Origin of the sequence: Sorangium sp. So ce834, assembly GCF_051521425.1 — a bacterium.
In the GTDB taxonomy this organism is placed as follows: domain Bacteria; phylum Myxococcota_A; class Polyangia; order Polyangiales; family Polyangiaceae; genus Sorangium; species Sorangium cellulosum_D.
Genome location: NZ_CP150351.1, coordinates 2,270,834 through 2,286,870, shown reverse-complemented (window position 1 = coordinate 2,286,870; position 16,037 = coordinate 2,270,834). Strand labels below are relative to the sequence as shown.

The 16,037-nt window shown below is 72.3% G+C and carries 11 protein-coding genes; 6 read left to right on the top strand and 5 right to left on the bottom strand.

Features of this window, described 5'->3' with window-relative positions; all coding sequences use genetic code 11:
- Positions 1-81: 81 nt before the first annotated feature.
- From WMF20_RS08275 to WMF20_RS08265, 3 genes are all read left to right on the top strand, one after another.
- The gene (locus WMF20_RS08275; protein WP_165373859.1) at positions 82-342 is read left to right on the top strand and encodes a SemiSWEET transporter; all 261 of its coding nucleotides are present in this window, start codon (positions 82-84) and stop codon (positions 340-342) included.
- A gap of 288 nt (positions 343-630) precedes the next feature.
- On the top strand, positions 631-975 hold the full coding sequence (locus tag WMF20_RS08270; RefSeq protein ID WP_437612161.1) for a Kazal-type serine protease inhibitor domain-containing protein: 345 nt from the start codon (positions 631-633) through the stop codon (positions 973-975).
- A gap of 170 nt (positions 976-1,145) precedes the next feature.
- On the top strand, positions 1,146-1,796 hold the full coding sequence (locus WMF20_RS08265) for a methyltransferase family protein (RefSeq protein WP_437612159.1): 651 nt from the start codon (positions 1,146-1,148) through the stop codon (positions 1,794-1,796).
- A gap of 277 nt (positions 1,797-2,073) precedes the next feature.
- Here the strand turns inward: WMF20_RS08265 and WMF20_RS08260 are convergent, their stop codons facing one another.
- On the bottom strand, positions 2,074-3,399 hold the full coding sequence (locus WMF20_RS08260) for a serpin family protein (RefSeq protein ID WP_437612157.1): 1,326 nt from the start codon (positions 3,397-3,399) through the stop codon (positions 2,074-2,076).
- 140 nt (positions 3,400-3,539) lie between these two features.
- Here WMF20_RS08260 and WMF20_RS08255 point away from each other — a divergent pair, with 140 nt between their 5' ends.
- Entirely contained in the window at positions 3,540-4,025 is a 486-nt protein-coding gene (locus WMF20_RS08255) for a gluconokinase (RefSeq protein WP_437612155.1), read from the top strand.
- A gap of 211 nt (positions 4,026-4,236) precedes the next feature.
- On the opposite strand, the gene WMF20_RS08250 is transcribed toward WMF20_RS08255, so the two are convergent.
- Positions 4,237-5,721 carry a hypothetical protein gene (locus WMF20_RS08250; protein ID WP_437612153.1) on the bottom strand — a complete coding sequence of 495 codons (1,485 nt, stop codon included), beginning with the start codon at positions 5,719-5,721 and terminating at the stop codon, positions 4,237-4,239.
- 165 nt (positions 5,722-5,886) lie between these two features.
- On the opposite strand from WMF20_RS08250, the gene WMF20_RS08245 reads away from it, so the two are divergent.
- Positions 5,887-7,128 (top strand): NAD-dependent epimerase/dehydratase family protein, encoded by a 1,242-nt coding sequence (locus tag WMF20_RS08245; protein ID WP_437612151.1) that lies wholly within the window; start codon positions 5,887-5,889, stop codon positions 7,126-7,128.
- 225 nt (positions 7,129-7,353) lie between these two features.
- Positions 7,354-9,900 (top strand): GAF domain-containing protein, encoded by a 2,547-nt coding sequence (locus WMF20_RS08240; protein WP_437612149.1) that lies wholly within the window; start codon positions 7,354-7,356, stop codon positions 9,898-9,900.
- Between the two features lie 718 nt (positions 9,901-10,618).
- Here WMF20_RS08240 and WMF20_RS08235 read toward each other — a convergent pair.
- From WMF20_RS08235 to WMF20_RS08225, 3 genes are all read right to left on the bottom strand, one after another.
- Positions 10,619-10,924, bottom strand: a complete 306-nt coding sequence (locus WMF20_RS08235; RefSeq protein WP_237245160.1) for a hypothetical protein — start codon at positions 10,922-10,924, stop codon at positions 10,619-10,621.
- Positions 10,925-11,947: 1,023 nt separating this feature from the next.
- Complete coding sequence (locus WMF20_RS08230; RefSeq protein ID WP_437612147.1) at positions 11,948-14,089, bottom strand: response regulator; 2,142 nt, start codon at positions 14,087-14,089, stop codon at positions 11,948-11,950.
- Between the two features lie 809 nt (positions 14,090-14,898).
- Positions 14,899-16,014: a prephenate dehydrogenase/arogenate dehydrogenase family protein gene (locus WMF20_RS08225; RefSeq protein ID WP_129573828.1), complete on the bottom strand. Its 1,116-nt coding sequence runs from the start codon at positions 16,012-16,014 to the stop codon at positions 14,899-14,901.
- Positions 16,015-16,037 lie beyond the last annotated feature (23 nt).

The following is a 16,037-nucleotide window of genomic DNA, read 5'->3' as shown; positions in this document are numbered from 1 at the left end:
CAAAACCGCCGTCTCTCCCTGTCTCTCCGGAGAGAGCTACTCTATGCATCGGGGGCGAACCGAAGGGACAAACACCACCAGATGCATCGAGAAGTAGTGACCGCGCTCGGGCTCGTCGCGGCGACCCTCACCACGATCTCCTTTCTCCCGCAGGTGCTCCGCACGCTGCGCACGCACGACACGCGCTCGATCTCGGTCGGCATGTACGCGGCCTTCGTGACCGGCGTCGGCCTGTGGCTCGTTTACGGCCTGCTCACCGGGGACGTGCCGATCATCGTCGCCAACGCGATCACGTTCGTCCTCTCGGGCACCGTGTTCGTCCTCAAGCTCCGGTACGGCTGAGCTGCCCCTTCCCGCGCGGCGCTCCGGCTCGCCGCGCCTCGGCCAGACAAACCAGCTCCGCCCCGGCGGCGCCCACTGGGCCTCTCCGCTCCTCCCGCCGAAGCCGGCCTTTCCGAGCCTCGCTTGACACAGCATTTCCCACGTCCTACGGCATTGCCAGTCCCAGCAGCGGGACCAGGGCGCAGATCCCCAGCGGACCATGTCGTGCTCGGCGCGCTGGGGCGAGAGATCGGCTCTCGCGCCTCGATCGCCGCGCCGTGGGCTTCTTTCATCCTGAGGGGGTGATTCATGAGACGATTCCACGGGCTGAGCGTGCTCCTCGCGCTCGCGGCGCTGGGCTGCGGGGCGTCCGATGCGCCGATCGCCGAGGCCGGGGAGGGCTGCGGCGGCTTCACCAACGGCCCCGCGCCCGTCTGCGCCACGGGGCTCTATTGCAGCTACGCGCTGGAGGACAGGTGCGGCTGGGCGGACGCGGCAGGCGTCTGCGAGGAGCGACCTGCGTCCTGCACGGAGGAGCACATGCCCGTCTGCGGCTGCGACGGCCGGACTTACGCGAATCCCTGTCTGGCCGCGATGGCCGGCGTCGCCGTCCAGGCGATGGGCGAGTGCGACGGCGCCCCGACCGGTGGATGAGCCGAGCTCCCCTCAACCGCGACGCATACGTCCCCGGCTAGCCGCCGCGAGGCGCGCTGTGCCCGCAGTGAATCGATGACGGTCCGGTAAGGCACCCGGCCGCGCCGGCTTGACCGCGCCCGCGCCCCCTCTCACCATCCAATGTAAGGGGGAATACAATGAATGGTGCGATGCTTTATGACCTCGCGATGCGGCTGCCGCTCGCCGTCCTGATGCTCTATAACGCCCTGTTCACCGGGCGAGATATCTACGTTCACCTGTTTCTCTGGCGCGGGCCCGCGGGGCTCACGTACGGGACGACGCTGGCCGCGCTCCTCGCCACCGAGGCGTATCTCTTGCTCGTCGCGGCGCTCACGCTGGCTCGCCTCCGCCCGGTGCGCAAGCTGAGCGGCGTCGTGCCGCGCATCACCGCGCTCGCCGCCGGGCTGCTGCCGGCGAGCCTCGCGTGGCTGCCCAAGGTTGCGCCGACGCCCGGCCGCCAGATGGCGGGGACGCTGCTCCTCGTCGCGGGCCTTGCGCTCGCCGTGGTCAGCCTCGGCTGGCTGGGCAAGTCGTTCAGCGTCATGCCCGAGGCGCGCCGCCTCGTCACGGGCGGCCCTTACCGGCTGGTACGACATCCGGTCTACCTCGCGACGGCGCTCCAGGGCGTCGGCGTGATCGTGCTCTATCCGTCGATCGCCGCGCTCGTGCTCTTCACGGTCGAGCTCGTCTTGCAGGTCGTCCGCATGGGGTACGAGGAGCGCGTGCTGCGCGACACCTTCCCCGAATACGACGATTACGCGCGCCGGACCTCCGCGCGGCTCATCCCCCGCGTCTACTGACGGGCGACGAGGCGCTCGCGCGCCGCTTCGCCCCCAGCGGCGTTGCGCGGCAAAATGCCACGAGCGTCGCAGGCGCGCCGCATCGAGGGCGCCGGGTCGGGATATCCGCGATACGCCGCCTCGACGACGCAGCACGGCGGGCGCGGCGCGCGTGCCTCGGCGCGCGGCCCCCCCCGGCGCCGGAGAGGAAAAATGCCCCGACGAGCTCAGCGCGGAGATCGACGCCCCCTGACGCCGCGACCGGACGAGGAGCGGCGACCTCGGCGGGCTCGGCGGTTCAACCGGACGGATTCGCGACCCGGCCGACGAACAGGATCGCGCCGGTCGCGTGGTCCCGGATGAAGAAGAGGAACGGACGATCGAAATGGATGATCGCGGGCTCGGGCGCCGACGTCTCGCCGATGACCACCCCCGTGGCCGCCGCCGCCTCGGTGCCCGCCTCGTTCACGGAGACGAACGCCTTGTGGAGCACGTCGCTGATGAAGAGGCCACCTTGCCCGTTCATCCCCGAGAAATCCGCGAGGCCGGAGAAGGCGATGGGCATCCCCAGCTCCGTGAGCGGCTGGACGAGATCGAGGGTCGACGCGAACTTGAACCTCGGCAGCGTCATCGTGACGCTCCGCGACCCGAGCGAGGCGAGGACTCCATCGAGCCGCTCCCGGTCGAGCCCCGCCTCGAAGCCCCCGAGCTCCGACGGGAGCACGAGCACCATCGACAGCTCGCCGCCCTCATAGGGCATCTCCAGCGCCTCGTAGCCTTCGCCCTCGCCATAGCGGACCTGCGCGTTGCCGGTCATCATCGGCACCGAGACGGTGGCGCCGTCGGCCAGCGTGAAATCGCCGGGGGCGGTCGCCTCCTCCTTGAACGGAAACTGCCATGCTGCGTTGAAATAGATGGCGTTCGTCAGCACGAGCCGCGTCGCGGGCTGGATGGCGCCCTCGGGCAGGATGTCCTTGATGCGGCCCTCGGTGCGCTCGGCCACCCAGCCGTTGATGATCCGCCGCGCCTCCTCGGGCGCCTGGGCGAAGTCGACGACGCGCAGCCCGGCCCCGTAGCTCTCCGCGAGCACGTCGAGGAACGGCCGCGCGAACGAGGAGCCGACCTGGCCCCAGAGCGCGTTGGCCACCTTGAGCCGGAACCCCTTGCCGTCCTGCCCCTCGGCGCCCTCGCCGCGGCGCGCGAGCGCCTGGTCGAGCGCGTTGAACGCCGGATGAAGTCGCTGCTCGGGCAGGGTGAAGCGCAGCGCGCGCGCCATCTGCTCCGCCGTTTCGCCGCGGGCGCCGGCGTACGTCATCGCCAGCGCGCTCGACACGCTATACGGCGAATAGAAGAGGTTGCCGGGCTCGGCGCCGACCCGACGGTAGAGCTCGAGCGCAAAGGCCGTGTTGCCGGCGACGAGCTCCTTGACGTCGGCCTGGGGCACGTCGGGCTCGCGGATCCGCGGCTTGTCCGAGGCGATGACGCAGCCCGCGGTGTCCGGATCCCTGCACCCGGAGGCCGACGGCTGCGGTGAGGGCTGCGCCGCCGCGGCGCCGTCGGAGGTGCAGCCGGCGGACATCAGGGAAAATGGCAACAGGATCGCGGAGATCGGAGGCCTACGCATGCGCCCGGCGGAGCAGGGGGCGTGCCGGTCTGCCGTGGTCCGAGCGCCGGCAGGCGTGCAGGGCACGGCGCCGCGCATGATAGGATGCGACCCACCATGCGGAGAGCCCGAGAGAGAGCCGCCGGAGGGGCGCGGCGCCCGTGATCGTGGTCGTGATGGGCGTGAGCGGCGCCGGAAAGACCACGGTCGGGGTGCGCCTCGCGCGCGAGCTCGGGTGGGCGTTCCTCGACGCCGACGACCTCCACCCCGCCGCCAACGTCGAGAAGATGCGCTCCGGCAAGCCGCTCGACGACCGGGATCGCGCGCCGTGGCTCGCCGCGCTCTCGGCGCGCATCCGCCAGCTCCTCCACGCGGGGCGCGACGCCGTGATCGCCTGCTCGGCGCTCAAGGCGGCTTACCGCGCGCAGCTGCTCGTCGACCCCGCGCGGATGCGCCTCGTGCACCTGACCGGCGATCCCGCGCTGATCGCCGCGCGCCTCGCGGCGCGGACGGATCACTTCATGCCGCCCGGTCTCCTGGCGACGCAGCTCGCCGCGCTGGAGCCGCCGGAGGACGCGATCCGCGTCGACATCGGCGGCACCCCCGAGGAGATCGCCGCCGCGGTCCGCCGCGCGCTCGGCCTGTGAGCCGGGCCCGCCCCGCGCAGCGCGTGCGGGAGGCCGCAGCGCCTGCGCGACGCCGCGGTGCCTGCGGGAGGCCGCAGCGCCTGCGGGAGGCCGCAGCGCCTGCGGGAGGCCGCAGCGCCTGCGCGGGGGACATGGCGCCGCGGACAGACCGAGGACACCGCCGGGCGAAATACCCGGCTCGCCGGGCGAAATACCCGGCTCGCCGGGCGGGTCAGTCCGATTCGGACAGCCGGGCCACGAAGAGCGCGCCCTGCGCGCTGGAGAGCTCGTCACCCCCCAGCTCGATCGTGCCCTGGAACCTCCCGGCGAGCACCGGCTTCTCCCACGGGTCCAGCTCCAGCCCGACGACGCGGACGTCGGCGCCGATGCGCTGGGTCCACTTCTCTTCCTCCCCGCTCGGGCTCAGCCCGGCCGCCCACGCGCTGCACGAGGCCGGATCCTCCGCCTCGCACAGCGCATCGCCGGCCAGCACCACGCTCTCCTCGCTCGCCGCGACCTGGCGGGGGCTCTGCGCGTCGAAGCGCTTCACCCAGAGCACGTCGCCGTCGTCGTCGAGCTTGGCCACGAACGGCCGCGGGCCGCCCGGCAGCTCGGGCTCGCCGAAGACGCCGCTGCCGGAGAGCAGCGCGGCGCCGTCCGGATCCACGGCGAGGTCGAACGCCATCTCCAGCTGATCCGACGAGCCGCGGAACCGCTTGTGCCACTCGAGCTGCCCGTCGTCGTCGAGCTTGGTCACGAACGTCGCCGTGCCGCGCCCGTCCTGGCTCGCGATGAGCGCGTTGCCGTCGTGGTCGACCTCGATGCCGATCTCCTCGCTGTCCGCGCCGCTCGGCGGCAGGCTGACCCACACGACGCGCCCCGAAGCGTCGAGCCGGACGACGAAGGCGCCGATCGCCCGCCGCTCGATCCGCACGCCGGCGACCTTCGCCGTCCCCTCGAGCCTGCCGAGCACGAGCGCGCCGCCGTCGTCGACGTCCGCCGCGAGCGCCGTGCCGGTCAGGATGGAGTCCTCCCCGGCGCTGATCTGCACCGCCCAGCGGGTCGCGCCGTTCGAGCCGAGCTTCGCGAGGAACAGATCGGCGCCCCAGGGCGACGCCGCCGTGAGGCGGTGCGCCCCGAGATCGAGCGTGCCGGTGAACTCGCCGAGCACGAACGCGTGCCCCCCCTTGCCCGCGGCCACGTCGATGGCGCCCTGCGCCGCGGCGTCGCCGAACCGCTTGGCCCAGATCGGATTGCCGCACGCGTCGAGCTTCGCCACGAAGACGTCCGCCGCGCCCGCGCTCTCCAGCCGGGTGCCGCCGAAGGTCGCGTCGCCCTCGAGGGCGCCGGCGAGCAGCGCGTTGCCCGCCGTGTCGATGGCGAAGCCGCGCAACGTCGCGCCCGTGGCGGGGAACTGCCGACTGAACGGCCGCCGCCGGCAGCCCGGCTCGGCCCGAGCGGCCGCTCCCGGCCCACCCGCGCCGGACATGCTGCTGCCGCGCGGAGCCGCGGCGTCCTGACACACACCGCCGGGATCCGCTGCACCCGTCCCGCACATCCCTGCGGGCGATCTGTGCTCCGCGTTCGCCCCGATCGAATCCACGCCGTCGCGCCCCGGCTCGCCCTCCGCCGCGCCGCCCCCAGCCCCCGAAACACACCCAGCTCCCCAGCAGATGACGCCGCAGAGCGCGCCCAGCGCCCCCAAGACAGACCGCATACCGCATTCTCCTCTCCCGCCTCGACGCGGGCAGACTGGAAACACTGCAGGATGTGGACCATGACCATTCCATTTCAAACTTCTTGGAAGTACGAAAATCTCGTCCTTTATCGGGGCCCGCGAACTCATCTGGGACGGGAGGGCGCGATCGGATAGAACCGCTTCATGCCCTCTTCACGCCGCCACTTCCTCTCGCTCACCGCCGCGGCGGGCTCGATGGCTGCGCTCGGCTGCTCCTCCGCGCCGAGGCCCAGCCCGCCCGCGCCGGCCGGCGCCGGGCCCGCACCAGGCGGCGGCCAGGCGCGGGCGCCCGCGCCGGCGTCGCCGCAGCCGACCGTGTCCTCCGGGAGCTCGGGGAAAAAGACGCTCCTCATCCTCGGTGGAACAGGCTTCCTCGGGCCCGCCGTGGTCGAGGCGGCGAAGGCGCGCGGCTATACCGTCACCCTCTTCAACCGCGGCAAGACGCGGCCGCACCTCTTCCCCGATGTCGAGAAGCTGCACGGCGACCGGGATCCGAACAAGGGCGATGGGCTCAAGGCCCTCGCCGGCCGCGCGTGGGACGCCGTCATCGACAACTCGGGGTACGTGCCGCGGATCGTCAAGGCGTCCGCGGAGCTGCTCGCCCCGAACGTGCAGCAATACGTGTTCATCTCGAGCCTCTCCGCCTACGCGACCCACACGACCCCGGGGGCCGACGAGACGGCCCCGGTCGCGACGATGGCGGACCCCACCGTCGAGACGATGGGCAAGGACTTCGAGAACTACGGCCCTCTCAAGGCGCTCTGCGAGCAGGCCGCCGAGGCGGCGATGCCCGGCCGGGTCACGAGGGTCCGCCCCGGGTTCATCGTGGGGCCCGAAGACCCGACCGACCGGTTCACGTACTGGCCCGTTCGCGTCGAGCGGGGCGGTGAGGTCCTCGCCCCGGGCACGCCGCTCGACCCGATCCAGATCATCGATGTCCGCGATCTCGCCGCGTGGCTCGTCGCCGTCGTCGAGGCCCGGACCACTGGCATCTTCAACGCGACCGGGCCCGGCGAGCCGCTCACGATGGGCGGGCTGCTCGACACGTGCAAGGCCGCGCTCGGCAGCGGCGCGAACGCGCGCTTCACCTGGGTCAGCGCGAAGTTCCTCGAGAAGCCGGGCGGCGAGCCGGTCGACCTGCCGATCTGGGCGCCCGCAGAGGGCGAGACCCAAGCCTTTCACCTGCGCAGCACCGAGCGCGCGCGCAAAGCGGGGCTCACGTTCCGGGCCGTACAGGAAACGGTCAAGGACACTTTGTCGTGGTGGAAGACTCTTCCGCCGGAGCGGCAAGCCAAGCCGCGGGCAGGGCTCTCGCCGGAGCGCGAGGCCGAGCTCCTGCGCGCGTGGCGAGCGCAGCCCAGAAAAGCCGGCACACTGCCACAGTAGCGCACCCCTGCCCACTTGGGGTAGAATGCTGACGCACGACTCCGGCGGACGTCGCGCCGCTGGAGGAGCCCGCTGTCGCGGGCGACGATGGCCCCTCCATGACCCCCCATCCATCTACGATCACGACGGAGCTCCCAGCGAGCGAAGGGGCCACCGCGCGGACACCCACGCCGGCACCTCCGACCCCGCTGCCGGCGCCCCTCCGCGATCGCCTCGGAGATGGCGATGAAGCTCCTGTGCAAATCGGCTGACGAGCGCTATCCGGGCGCGCAGGTAATGAAGGTCGACCTCGAGGCGTACCTGAAGCGCCGGGACGCGCGCCCCGACGCCGCTTCGTGGGATCTCGACGCCCTCGCGCCGCCGCTCGTCGCGCCGCACGGGCGCGCGGAGCTCGCCGCGATGAGCCTGGCGGCGGGCCGCAAGGCGAAGGAGCAGGGCGCGCCCTCCGAGGCGGCCGGCTTCTTCGAGGCGGGGCTCTCGGCGCTGCCGGACGGGAGCTTCAAGGAGGACCCCGAGCTCGCGTTCTCGCTGCACGCGGAGGCGGCCGAGTGCGCGTACCTCGGCGGCCAGCTCGAGCGCGCGGGGTCGCTGCTCGACGTGCTCGCGGCGGAGGCGCGCTCGGACCTGGAGCGCGCCCGGACGTACGAGCTGCGCATCGCCGTGTGCGCCGCGCAAGGCCGGCTGGAGGAGGCGATCGCGCTCGGGAAGACGGCGCTCGCGATGCTCGGCGTCCCCCTCCCCGAGGACGGGCCGGCGCGGAAGGCGGCCGCGGAGGCCGAGCTCGCGGCGGCGCGCGCCGCGCTCGGCACGCGCCGGCTCAGCGATCTGCTCGACGAGCCCGAGACGTCGGACGCCCGGGTCCGCGCGGCGCTCCGGCTCCTCATGGCGCTGACGATGCCCGCCGCGCGGATCTGCCCGCCGCTCTGCACCTTCATCGCGGCCAGGCAGGTCAACCTCTCGCTGGAGCACGGCCACGGCGGCGCTTCCCCGTACGGCTACATGGCCTACGCCTGGATGGCCGCGCGGGTGCTCCGCCGCTACGACGAGGCCTACGAGGTCGGCGAGCTCGCGCTCGAGATGAACGAGAGGGCCGGACAGGACGAGCTCTCGTGCCGGCTGCGCCTCGTGCTCGGGGCGCACATCAGCGTCTTCACCAAGCACCTGCTCTCGAGCCTCGACCTCTTCAAGGAAGCCCACGAGGCCGGGCTCAGGGCGGGCGATCCCTCGTACGTGGCGCAGACGTGCGTCCATACCGCCCTGGTTCGCCTCGGGCTCGGCGACGAGTGCGCGGCCGTGCGGGCGGAGGTCGACGGGTTCCTCGAGCTGGTGCAGCGCGGCCGCGACGAGCTCGCGCTGGCGGCGCTCACGGGGGTGCGCCGCGCGCTCGACGACCTGATGAGCACGACGGCGCCGGTCGGCGCGTCGCGCGCGCCGGAGCCCGTCGTCGACGAGGCGACCGCGGCGTACGAGGAGAAGATCTCGGCGCCGGCCTACGGCGCCGTCGCGCTCATCCATTACGCGCTGCGCCAGCAGGTCTGCTTCCTGGTCGAGGACTACGAGGGGGCGATGCGCATGGGCTCGCTCGCCGAGGCGAAGATGCAGGGCCGCGTCGACGATCACCTCGCGACCGAGGTGTTCTTCTACACCTGCCTCACGCTGCTCTCGCCCGCGCTGTCGCGCGGCCGGCAGCTGACCCCCGTCTCCGTGCCGAACTACCGGGATCGGCTCGCGGCGTGGGCAGAGCGGTGCCCGGACAACTACCGGCACAAGCACCTCCTCGTCCGCGCGGAGTCCGCGCGCGCCGCCGGCGAGGAGCTCGCGGCGATGAAGCTCTACGATCAGGCGATCGAGGCGGCGAAGGTGAACGGGTTCGTCCGCGACGAGGCGCTCGCCAGCGAGCTCTGCGCGAAGTTCCACCTGGCGAGCGGGAGGGAGCGGATCGCCCACGTCTACATGACCGACGCCCACGAGGCCTACCTGCGGTGGGGCGCGACGGCCAAAGTGCGACAGCTGTCTCGGAAGTACCCACACCTCGTGGCGCGCACGACGCTCTTCGGGCAGGCGAGCCGGCCGCCGGAGGCCGCTCCCCCGGCGAGCACGCAGCGTCCTTCGCTCGATGCGCTCGCCATCTTCCGCGCCTCGCGCGCCCTCCACGGGGAGCTCGTCCTCGAGCGGCTCTTCGAGCGGCTCCTCCGGGTGCTGCGCGAGATCGCCGGGGCGCGGCGCGCCGTGCTGCTCCTCGCGCGCGACGGCGCGCTGGGCGTCGAGGCCGAGCTCGCCGCCGACGCCGAGGGGGTGCGCCTCGACGCTGCGATGCCGCTCGAGTGCGCGTCCGATCTCGCCGTCGCCGTCATCCAGCACGTCGCGCAAACGCAGCAGCCGGTCGTGCTGGCGAGCGCGGCGGCGGACGAGCGGTTCGCGCAGGATCCCTACCTGCTCGAGGCCGGTCCGCGGTCGATCCTGTGCCTCGCCATGACGCACCAGGGCCGCCTCACGGGCGTGCTCTACGCGGAGAGCGACGCGGGCGCCGGGGCGTTCCGCGCGGGGCAGCTCGAGCCCTGCGGGCTGCTCGCGTCGCAGGCGGCGGTGGCCGTGAACAACGCGCTGCGCTACCGCGAGGTGCAGAGCACTGCGAGCGATCTCCGGCGATGCAACGAGGCGCTCGCGGCAGAGGTCGCTCGCCTCACGGAGGAGCTCCGCGCCTGCAACCGCGACGCGGAGAGCCCCTGGAGCGAGCTGAGGCGCTGCAGCGACGCACGCGACGCACGGTAGCTCGAACGGCGCGGCGCGGGTGCGCCGCTCCACGGTGGTGCCGAAGCGCCGGGCTCGACGAAGGGGTGTTCGTCGCGCGGCGCGGGGCCCCGCCGGGCTCGTCTGCGAGCGCCCTCCGGCAAGGCCGGAGGAGCGCGCTCAACCGGGGTCAGACAGCGGCCCTCGAACATCGGCCCTCCCCGCGCCGCGCGACGAACCCCCTCGTCTCGGGCCTACCGTCTCCGCGGGAGACGCCGCCATTGGCCCTCGCTGCGCGGCGACCATGAACCGGGGATGGGCCGGGGCAACGCATCGCCGGCTCGACGCGATGGAGATCTCGCCACGAACCCATGACGCCGGATTCAGGGCGGGCCGCAAATGATGCATAGCTTGGGAGCTGCCCGCCGGGCTCCGTCCGAGACGCGTGGGAGCGCGGAGGCGCGCGACAACGCGAGAGCGGCGCGCGGCAGCGCGAACGGCGCGTGACAGCGCGGCAGCACCGCGCAGCCACCAGCGCAGAGAGCGCCAGACGCAGAGACCCTCCAGACCGGATAAACCGGCGCCGGAGGGTCCATGAGCTGAGATGAGGGTGCTCCGGATCTCACGGGAAGGAGGGAGGACGCAAAGTACCTTCCGTCTCCCTGCCTTCCCGTGATCCCCTTCGAGCTACGATCGGCTCGATCCCGCTCCCCCCGCATTGCGGTTCGGGAGGGGGAAACGCATCAAGGACGCGCTCGGCTCAGGCGCCGCCAGCCCCGCCCTCACCAGCGCCGCCCGCGCCGCCGGTGCCGCCGCCAGCGCCGCCAGTGCCGCCGCCAGCGCCGCCGGTGCCGCCGCCAGCGCCGCCAGTACCGCCGCCAGCGCCGCCAGTGCCGCCACCCTCACCACCCTCGCCGCCGCCGCCACCCGTGCCGGAGCCGGTCGTCGCCGAGCTGGTCGTCGTGCTGGTCGTCCCGGTGGTGTTGCCGGTGTCCTCGTCATCGCCGCATCCGGCGCCAATCATCATCGTCGCGCCAAGCAGCAGCGCGCTCGCAAAGATGCTCATCGAAGCTTTCATGTATTGTTCTCTCCTTGGGTTGTTCCCCCCCAAAGAATCGCGCGGCACAGCCACACGCCGATCACCGCTCCACACCGCCACGGCGACTCAATTCACGCCGAAAATCGCGCGAATGTGCGCTCGCAAGCCGCGCGAGCGCGTTCACCTGCAATGGTTCGGTGTCGGTTCGATGGTGATTCCGTTATTGTGGATGATAGGCCACCATACTGGATTACGCAAGCTTTTTGTCTCACTGCATCATCGTTGCATGTGCGTGGGCCACCGCGAGCACGCGCCGGTCAAGCACATTCGCCGATGCGCGCTCGAGCGCATGTGAAGTATGAAGAGCGACTGCGCTTGACGCGGCATCCGCTATAACGGATAAACCTCCCGAGGTGAAGCCCCATGAGCCCATGCGTGCTCGCGTGCGCGTGCTCGACGTGGAGGAGCACCGCCGGCGCGCAGCACGCAACCGCGGCCCGACCGCGGTGCGGGCGCGCTTCGTCCGGCTCCCCGCGGTGGGGCTGGCTCCGCGTCTGGCCCAGGGGGACATGTTCCGCGGAGTGCGCTGCAAGTCCCAGGCCTACCGCTCGTCACGCCTCGGGTCGCCACGCCGCGGTCGATGTCGATGGACGAGCCCGCGGAGGCTCAGGCGGCCAGGCGCCGGGCCCGGCAGCCATCGTGACGTTCTGCTCGCCTCCTGGATGACCGCGTGATGGGGCCGCTCAGGTCGAGGGTCCGGGAAATTACGGATGGGAGTTTGCCGGACCGACCTGACGAGCGCCTTTGTCCCGCTCATGAGCGCGGGCGCGCCGGACCAGACTCGATATCGATCCGCTCGATCTCGCTCGGGCGCGGCGTCCGAATCAGGTGTCGTGCTCGCTCGGGCGCGGCGTCCGAATCAGGTGTCGTGTGCGTGCGCGAGGGGCGCGACGGCGCTCCTGACCAACGACGCTCGCCCACCGCACGGCGCGTCCCCGGCCGAACGGTAGGGCGGGAGATCGCCCGGCTGCCCTCCGCTCCCCTCGCCCGTCACGGGTTGACCTCGTCGCCAGAGCCTGGCTCCCAGGGGCAGGTGAGCTCGCCGGCGCGGGCTCTGGCCGCGAGGCTCGCCACGGCGGCCACGAGGGCGGCCGGCTCGATCGGCTTCGTGGCGTGCATGTGGAAGCCGGCGTCGAGCGCGCGCTGCTGATCCTCCTTGCGAGCATAGGCCGTCAGCGCCAGCGCGGGCAAATCGCCGCCGGCGTGCGGCGGGCGCTGCCGGATGGTGCGGATGAGCTCGTAGCCATCCTCGCCCGGCATGGCGATGTCGCTCACGAGCACGTGCGGGCGGGCCACGCAGAACGCGGCGAGCGCTTCGCTGGCCGAGGCCACGGCCGTCACCTCGGCGCGGTGCTGCGAGAGCACCTCCTGGAGGAGCTCCCTGGCGTCCGCGTCGTCCTCGACGAGCAAGACGTGGAGCCCGCCGAGATCGGAGGCGGCCTCCGGTGGCGAGAACGAGCGCGAGCGCCCCTCCTTCGCCGGCGCCGCCAGCGAGCTGCGCTCGACCCCGAGGAGCGGGAGCCGGACCACGAACGTCGACCCCTTCTGCAGCCCAGGGCTCTCGGCCACGACCGAGCCGCTGTGGGCCTCGACGATGTGCCGCACGAGCGACAGCCCGATGCCGAGCCCCCCGTGCGTCCTGCGGCTCGTGCTGTCGGCCTGACGGAACCGCTCGAAGACGAAGGGCAGGAAGTCCGGCGCGATCCCCTCGCCCGTGTCGCGCACCGTGAGCTCCGCGTAGGCGCCGGCCCGCCGGAGCGAGACGAGGATATGGTCCCCCGGGCGCGTGAACTTGAGCGCGTTGGCCGTGAGGTTCGAGACGACCTGCTGCAGCCGATCCGCGTCGCCGTTCACCTCGACGAGGGGATCGAGCGAGACGTCGATCGTGAGCCCCTTCGCCTCGGCGGCGGGGCGGATCGCGTCGATGGCGATCTCCACGACGGGCGCGAGCGCCATGGGCGCCGCGCTGATGCGCAGCTTGCCCGTCGCGACCCGGGAGACGTCGAGGAGATCCTCGATGAGCTTCGTCTGCGCGGCCACGTTGCGCTCGATCACCTCGAGGCCGTGCGACACCCGCTGCTCGTCGAACGGCTCGCTGCGCAGGAGGTGCGTCCAGCCGAGGATCGCGTTGAGCGGGCTGCGCAGCTCGTGGGAGAGCGTGGCGAGGAACTCGTCCTTCAGGCGGTTCGCCTCGCGCGCCTCGGCGTGCACGCAGTTCTGGATGGCGATGGACGCGAGCTGGGCGAGCTGCACGAGGACCGTCTCGTCGTCGTCGGAGAACTCGCCGTCGCGCCGGTCCGAGAGCTGGATGATCCCGATGTTCTGGCCGTCGGCCGCGGTGAGCGGCACGGCGAGGTACCCCCGCGGCGGCGGCCTCTGCCCGCCGTCGTCCAGCCACTCCGGGTGCTGCGAGAGCTCCAGCTGCGTCATCCGGAGGGGCCGGTTCCTGCCGCACACGTACGCGCACAGCTTGCCGGCGATGGAGGGCGGCGCCTCCTGCTGGAACGTGGCGTACCGCTCCGAGAGCGACACCGCGGTCCGCGCCCGCTCGCCGGGCCTCTCCAGCTTCACGAGCGTCATGACGTGATGGGCGCCGCCGACGTCGCGCGCCGCCTCCGTGATCGCCGCGACCATGGCGTCGAGCGACAGGGCCGAGTTGATCGTGAGCGCGGCGCGGTTGAGCCGCTGGAGCTGCTCCGCGTGGGCGCGCAGCGACTCGGCCTGGAGCTTGATCTTCTGTGTCTTCTTGAAGAGATCGACGAAGACAGACACCTTGGTGCGGAGGACCTCGGGGGCGAACGGGGTCATGATGTAATCGACGGCCCCGAGCGAATAGCTGCGCTCGACATAGACGCGATCGTTGTGCGCCGTCAGGAAGATGATCGGGGTGTGCAGCGTGCTCCGCCGCTTGCGGATGAGCGTCGCGGTCTCGAACCCGTCTATCTCCGGCATGTTGATGTCGAGGAGGACGACCGCGAACTCCTCCTGCAGGAGGCAGCGGAGCGCCTCCCCGCCGGACGCCGCCTTGATGACGTTCTCGCCGAGCGGAGCGAGGACAGCCTCCAGGGAGAGCAGCTGCTCGGGCCTGTCGTCAACGACGAGGATGTTGACCCTGCCTACGTCTGCCCTCATCCCGCGTCTCCTTGCCCTCCTGCCCGGCGTCAGCGCCGCGGCCAGCCTCGCAGCATCCTCAGGAACGCTTCGGTGTCCACCGCTTTCGGGCGGCGCCGGCCGCGCCTGCTCCAGGGTTCCGCTCGAGGAGGCCCATGGAGACGATGTGGTCCGAGCGGCGCGGCGCGACCGCGCGGCCGAGGACGGAGCCGCGCTGCGTCGCGACCGAGCGGCTGCCGGCGCCGCTGCCCACGCGATGGGAGGCCCCACCGGCGGCGGTCGAGCGCGCGCGGACCGCGCTCCCGGCGCAACCAGCCCCGAAACGCTCGGCCTCCTGCGCATGGCCGCTCCGTTGATCCATTCCAGCCCTCCCTGAACTGCACTGACGAGCCCGTATCGTAGTTTAGGCGCTGTCTTACCCGCGACCCAGGTCTCGCCTGCAGTGGCAATAAGGGGGGTCCCGATGCTGCTCCATAATCCCCGCACACGGACGCTACACCGAAGCGCGCCGGCGTGAAAAGAGGATTTCGCGGCGCCCTCGGAGGAGCGCTTGCCTTCCGAGCTTCCGAGCTTCCGAGAGGTTCCGAAACGCCGTGAGGGAGATCGCGAATCGGGAGAGACCACGAAGGAAATCCGCGCGAAACGCGCCCGGACCACGAGAGGCGAAACCGATGCGGCAGTGCGCGCGAGAGCGGAAGCGAGCGCCGACCCGAAAGGCGGACTGGAGCGGCGCGGCTCTCGTGCCCCTCCGTGTGTCCGTCGTGTTTCCGTGGTGAGGAGTTCGCCCAGCGCGCCGTTGCGCGCCGCGCCGCCGCGTGGCCAGGTGATGGCTAGGTGGAAGAGCGCCGCTCCTGCAAGGAACGCGAGTGCCGGAGGATCACCTCGAACACCTCGGCGACCCCGTCAGCGTCCAGGCCGAGCTCGGCGGCGCGGCGGCGGCGCGACTCCATGAGGCGCGCCTCGCGCAAGGGATCACGGACCGCGGCGCCGATCGTGGCCTTGGCCCGGGCGGCGCGCTGGACGAGCTCGGAGCGGCGCGCGAGCAGCTCGACGAGCTCCAGATCCAGCTCGTCGATGAGCTCCCGCGTCTCGCGGAGCTCGGGGGAGAGCGAGCCGAGATCCGGGATCGAGAGCGCGGCGAGGTCCTCGGGCGCGGCGTCTTCGGTCGGGATGTCGAGGGTGCGATCGACGGCGAGGAGCGCGTTGATGAGCCGGCGGCGCGCCTCGCCCGCGAAGGGGTTCTCGCGGTGCAGCGCCGCGAACAGGTGCCCGGCGTCGACGCGCACCGTCTCGATCGTGTGCGCGATGCCCTGGAACGAGGGCGGCGCGTACGGCGCGCCCGCCGGCACGCCGGCGTCGAGCATGCCCTTCGCGATGAAGAAGGCGAGCGCGTGCGTGAAGGCCATCACCCGGTCGTGCTCCTCCGGGGCCTGCTCCAGCACCTGACAGCCGATCCGCTCGAACAGCGCGACGACCTGGCGCACCGCGTCCGGGTGGGCGGTGTTCGGGCAGACGACGACGCGCAGCGGGCGCTCGCCGCGGGCGAGGCTCGCCGGGCCGAAGAGCGGGTGCGTCGCCACCCAGGGCCGGCCTTCGCCGAGCGCCTCGGCCATGGCGCGCGCCGGCACGGTCTTCACGCTGCCTACGTCGGCCACGATCTGCCCCGGCGCGAGGTGCGGCCGCAGCGAGACGAACGCCTCGCGCATCGCCGGCACCGGGACGGCGACGAGGACCAGGTCCGCGCCATCCACGAGCTCCGGGAGCGAGCCGGCCCGCGCGGCGCCGTGGATCTCGGCGCTCGGGTCGAGCGCGCGCACCGCGATCCCCGCGTCGCCAAGCAGCGACCCGAGCGCCGCGCCGAAGCGGCCATACCCGAGGAATGCGACCTTGCCGATGCGCCCGGGCGGAGCGGAACCGCCCCCGGAATGTGGGAGAGAATGCGGCATGCGACGGATACTACGACAGCCGG